This is a genomic window from Acinetobacter sp. GN11, from assembly GCF_054823985.1.
This window is the reverse complement of sequence record NZ_JRVL01000019.1, coordinates 1-4,305: the sequence shown is the minus strand read 5'-3', so window position 1 is coordinate 4,305 and position 4,305 is coordinate 1. Positions and strand designations below refer to the sequence as shown.

Here is a 4,305-nt window from a genome sequence, read left to right as displayed (position 1 = left end):
CCGTAGCGGTAGGACGGGAGAGGGACACCTACGGGTGTGCTAGTTTGAGATAATGCTAGTCTGCGAACCCTTTCTCGTTCTGCCACCATAATTCTATTCATGTCTGGCGGAACTCCAAATAAAAAGGAGTTGGCTTTGCACATTCTTAATTTCTTGGCAGCCTTTGCCAAAGTCTATATCGACACAACTTAAACTTTTAAAACAGTTTGATGGCCATTGGGCTTTTCAGGCTTTAAATCGTCACGACCAAAAAACTTAATCAACAATAAAACTTGAGATGTGCTGCGCACAGTCTTTACGGCTTTGCTATGCCTTTTTTCTCCCAAAAAAGTATCTCGTTTATCTACAACAATAATTTTATAACGGTAAAACTATGCGACATTTAGTGATCTCACCACGTGCCATACAAGTCGTAAATAAATCGATTAATCTATTTCACAACCACGGATTTCACACGGTTGGAATAGACAGAATCGTGAAAGAATCTCAAATTCCAAAAGCGACTTTTTATCATTATTTTCACTCTAAAGAGCGGTTTATCGAAATCTGTATGACTGTGCAAAAAGAACGCTTAAAAGAAAAAGTAGTATCAATTTCTGACTACGACCAAGGCGTAGGTGTGATGGATAAACTTAAAAACCTTTATTTCTTACATACCGATTTAGAAGGTTTGTACTATTTATTATTTAAAGCCATTTTTGAAACGAAACTGACCTATCCCAAAGCCTATCAAATCGCAGTGAGATATCGAACGTGGTTACTTAATGAAATCTATAGTCAACTTATAAAACTAAAAACCGATGTTTCGTTTCAGGATGCCAAACTATTTTTATATATGATTGAAGGCGCGATTATTCAGCTTTTAAGCTCGGATCAGGCAGGGGAAAAAGAGATGATATTAGAATGTTTTTTGAAGCAGTTTAAATAGGACTTAAAATCAGATTTATCATGATACAAAATTAAAGGCTTCCAACGATTCATATTAAAATTAAGAAATAGTATGGAAGCCTAAAATCTGACTAAAAACTTAGAATGTATTTTTAATAATTACATCATCAAAAGGAAGTTTGCCCACACGTGGGTAAGGCTCGGAAGCTGACTTACCAACCGCAATCATTAAACACACCACATGATCTTCAGGTAAGTTAATTAACTTCGCCATCGCATCAAAGTCAAAACCATCCATTGGGCAACTGTCTAAACCATGCTCTTGAGCAAGAAGCATCAAGGTTTGAGCAAAAATGCCCGCACTACGCATCACTTCGTCACGTTGGGTTTGTGGGCGGTCACGGTAATATTGGTCAATTGCACCAACCATAATATTTTGAACTTCCGGAGAAGCTCCATCCCACACACGTTTGGCATCGGCTTCCCACGAGCTTACTTTTGCGCATAGCACAATCAGTAATGATGCTTCTGTAACTTGTGGCTGGTCCCAAGCAATGGTACGAATTTTTTGTCTTAGTTCAGCGTCTTCAATTACAACAGGGCGCCAGTGCTGCAAATTAAACGCACTTGGTGCATTTGCTAAAACTTCATGTAATAACTGTTGTTTATTTTCTTCAGAGAGTTGAAATGAAGAATCGAAGCGTTTAATAGCACGACGTTTCTGAATGGCATCAATAACGTTCATAAGATTTTCCTACTTGAGAATTGGGTAGCAGCATTAGTTAGTTTTATAACGTTGGGCTACTTCAGCCGAAGAAAAGTTTGGTAGTAATGTGATACGTGATTTTTCAAAATTATTCCATTGATTTTCGTCTTTTAGCACAGGAATTGTGATCGTTTCTTTACGGTCAAAACCAATCAGAGCTGCATCGACCAAATCATTGACATCCATTAATGGTGGAACTTGGCTTAAGTCGATGCCTGAACGTTCCCAAATTTCAGTTTTAGTTGCAGAAGGCAATACCGCTTGAACATGCACGCCATGATCTTTTAATTCTAAATATAAACCTTGGCTAAAAAATTGGATGAAAGATTTACTTGCGCCATAAATGGTCGAACCAAGTTCAGGTGCTAAGCCAAGCACTGAACCTAAATTAATAATCGCGCCTTTACCTTTGCGTAGAAGGGGTTGCGAAATTGCATGAGACAATCGAACAACCGCGGTCATATTTAAAGTAATGAGTTTTTCAATGTCTTTAATATCTTGAGTCAAAAAGTTTCCGTTCAGTGCAATACCTGCGTTATTTACTAAAATTTCAATATCAGCATCATTTTTGAGTACATCTTCAATTTTACTGATGTCTTGATCTTTTGATAGATCGGCTTGAATGAACTCGACTTGAACACCGTATTTTTCTTGAAGGTCTTTTGAGATTTTATCTAAGCGGTTGGTGTCTCGTGCAACCAAGATTAAGTTATGGCCACGTTTAGCAAATCGGTCTGCATAGACAGAACCAATTCCTGACGAAGCTCCTGTAATAAGTACTTTTGATTGAACTGACATGTGATGTCTCCACGCTTTAATTTTAGATGATGACTATAATCTAAAATATACAAGTTTTGATGTCAATCATAATCAATGTATAATTATAAGCGGTAGGGTGAATAAAAAGTGAGTAGGCCAACATGAAAGTCAGTAAAACTCAGGTAAAAGAAAACCGAGAAAAAATTGTTGAAAAGGCGACTCAACTCTTTCGTAACAAAGGCTATGACGGAGTTGGCATTGCCGAGTTAATGTCTAGCGCAGGCTTTACTCACGGCGGCTTTTATAAACATTTCACCTCGAAAACAGACCTTGTCTCGATTACCGTTAAGCACGGGCTTGAGCAGATTTTAAAAAAAATAGAAGGTTTAAACTTAACTCAATTTATTCAGCTTTATGTGTCTCGCACTCATCGAGATAACCGAGATTTGGGTTGTACCTTAACAGCATTATCTTGTGATGCTGCACGACAGCCAGAAGAAGTAAAAGTCGAATTTGAAGAGGGTATTGAGCAACTTATTCAGTTCATTATGAATGAACGAGCAAAACAAGTTTCTTTGGAAGCGCCAGAGTTGAGAAAGCAAGCTATTAATATTCTTGCTCAATCTGTAGGGGCAATTGCCTTGTCTCGCGCCTGTCCAGACCAATCAAACCTTAGCGATGAAATATTGGAAAGCTGTAAAGATAGCCTTTTAAAGTTAGCCGATTAAACTTTTTTATCTCTCAAACTGGTTTGGTTAAACTGAATTAATCTTGCAATATCGATTGTTCTTTCGAAAATGAGTTCTGCTGCTTGTTCGCAGGCTTGTTCTAATGTGATTGGACCATTTGTTAGTGAAAAAGCAGCCGTAACACCGTGTTGATAAAGCACTTGGTAGCCTTCGCCTAAAGTACCTGCAATCACAATAACAGGTACATTTTTCATTTTTGCGACTCGACTCACACCAAAAACTGTTTTGCCATTTAAGGTTTGCTGGTCAAATTTGCCTTCACCTGTAATGACCCAATCTGCGTTAGAGATTTTATGAGCAAGCTGATTGAGCTCAGCTACAACTTCAACTCCAGCTTTAAATTCAGCATTTAAATAACTTTTAGCTGCAAAGCCTAAACCACCCGCAGCACCCGAACCCGCTTCATCTCTTTTATCGAAACCAAGAAGTTGGGCAGAGACATCGGCAAAATGGGTAAGAGCTTGGTCAAGTAACTCTACTTGAGCAGGGGTAGCACCTTTTTGTGGACCAAAAATATAAGATGCACCGTTTGGACCGCAGAGTGGATTTGTTACATCGGCAGCCAATAAAAAACGTGTCTGCTGAATACGCGGGTCGAAGTGTGTTAAATCAATTTTTGACAGGTTGCTTAGAGCGAGACCACCAGCGGGTAAAACGTTTTGGTTAGCATCGAGTAAAACAGCACCTAAAGCACTGAGTAACCCTGTGCCGCCATCATTAGTTGCACTACCGCCCACGGTTAAAATAATGTCTTTTGCACCTGCGTCTAAAGCATCTAAAATAAGCTGACCTGTTCCAAAAGTTGTGCTTTGGCAGGCATCACGTTCTGAAGGTGGAACTAACTGTATGCCGCTGGCTTGCGCCATTTCAATCATGGCTATTTTTTGTGTTTCTAACCATCCCCATTTTGCTTGAACAGGTTTACCTAAGGGTCCAATTACGGTTTTTTCACGCCATTCACCTTTGCAGACTTCTAACACTGCTTCAAGTGTGCCTTCACCCCCATCTGCCATAGGGCATAGAATTGTTTCGGCCTCAGGAAAAACCTCTTGCCATGCTCGAGCAATTGCCTGCGCTACGCCCAAAGCCGACAGGCTGTCTTTAAAAGAATCTGGCGCAATCACAACCTTCATACGTTCTCTA

The 4,305-nt window shown here is 39.5% G+C and carries 5 protein-coding genes; 2 read left to right on the top strand and 3 right to left on the bottom strand.

The features are described from left to right. Positions 1-373 precede the first annotated feature (373 nt). The gene (locus NL42_RS02410; protein WP_461311640.1) at positions 374-928 is read left to right on the top strand and encodes a TetR/AcrR family transcriptional regulator; all 555 of its coding nucleotides are present in this window, start codon (positions 374-376) and stop codon (positions 926-928) included. Between the two features lie 99 nt (positions 929-1,027). Here NL42_RS02410 and NL42_RS02405 read toward each other — a convergent pair whose 3' ends face one another. Next, the gene (locus NL42_RS02405) at positions 1,028-1,633 is read right to left on the bottom strand and encodes a nitroreductase family protein (protein WP_151743855.1); all 606 of its coding nucleotides are present in this window, start codon (positions 1,631-1,633) and stop codon (positions 1,028-1,030) included. Positions 1,634-1,666: 33 nt separating this feature from the next. Beyond that, entirely contained in the window at positions 1,667-2,452 is a 786-nt protein-coding gene (locus NL42_RS02400; protein ID WP_461311639.1) for an SDR family NAD(P)-dependent oxidoreductase, read from the bottom strand. Between the two features lie 122 nt (positions 2,453-2,574). Between NL42_RS02400 and NL42_RS02395 the strand changes: the two genes are divergently transcribed. After that, positions 2,575-3,141 (top strand): TetR/AcrR family transcriptional regulator, encoded by a 567-nt coding sequence (locus tag NL42_RS02395; protein WP_461311638.1) that lies wholly within the window; start codon positions 2,575-2,577, stop codon positions 3,139-3,141. Here NL42_RS02395 and NL42_RS02390 read toward each other — a convergent pair. Beyond that, positions 3,138-4,295 carry a glycerate kinase gene (locus tag NL42_RS02390; RefSeq protein ID WP_461311641.1) on the bottom strand — a complete coding sequence of 386 codons (1,158 nt, stop codon included), beginning with the start codon at positions 4,293-4,295 and terminating at the stop codon, positions 3,138-3,140. The two genes, NL42_RS02395 and NL42_RS02390, sit on opposite strands and share 4 nt — an antisense overlap. Positions 4,296-4,305: the final 10 nt, after the last annotated feature.

What these genes read in the sequence shown, in the direction of transcription:
- NL42_RS02410 (WP_461311640.1), top strand. Translation starts at nt 374, where the DNA reads ATGCGACATTTAGTGATCTCACCACGTGCCATACAAGTCGTAAATAAA.
- NL42_RS02405 (WP_151743855.1), bottom strand. Translation starts at nt 1,633, where the DNA reads ATGAACGTTATTGATGCCATTCAGAAACGTCGTGCTATTAAACGCTTC.
- NL42_RS02400 (WP_461311639.1), bottom strand. Translation starts at nt 2,452, where the DNA reads ATGTCAGTTCAATCAAAAGTACTTATTACAGGAGCTTCGTCAGGAATT.
- NL42_RS02395 (WP_461311638.1), top strand. Translation starts at nt 2,575, where the DNA reads ATGAAAGTCAGTAAAACTCAGGTAAAAGAAAACCGAGAAAAAATTGTT.
- NL42_RS02390 (WP_461311641.1), bottom strand. Translation starts at nt 4,295, where the DNA reads ATGAAGGTTGTGATTGCGCCAGATTCTTTTAAAGACAGCCTGTCGGCT.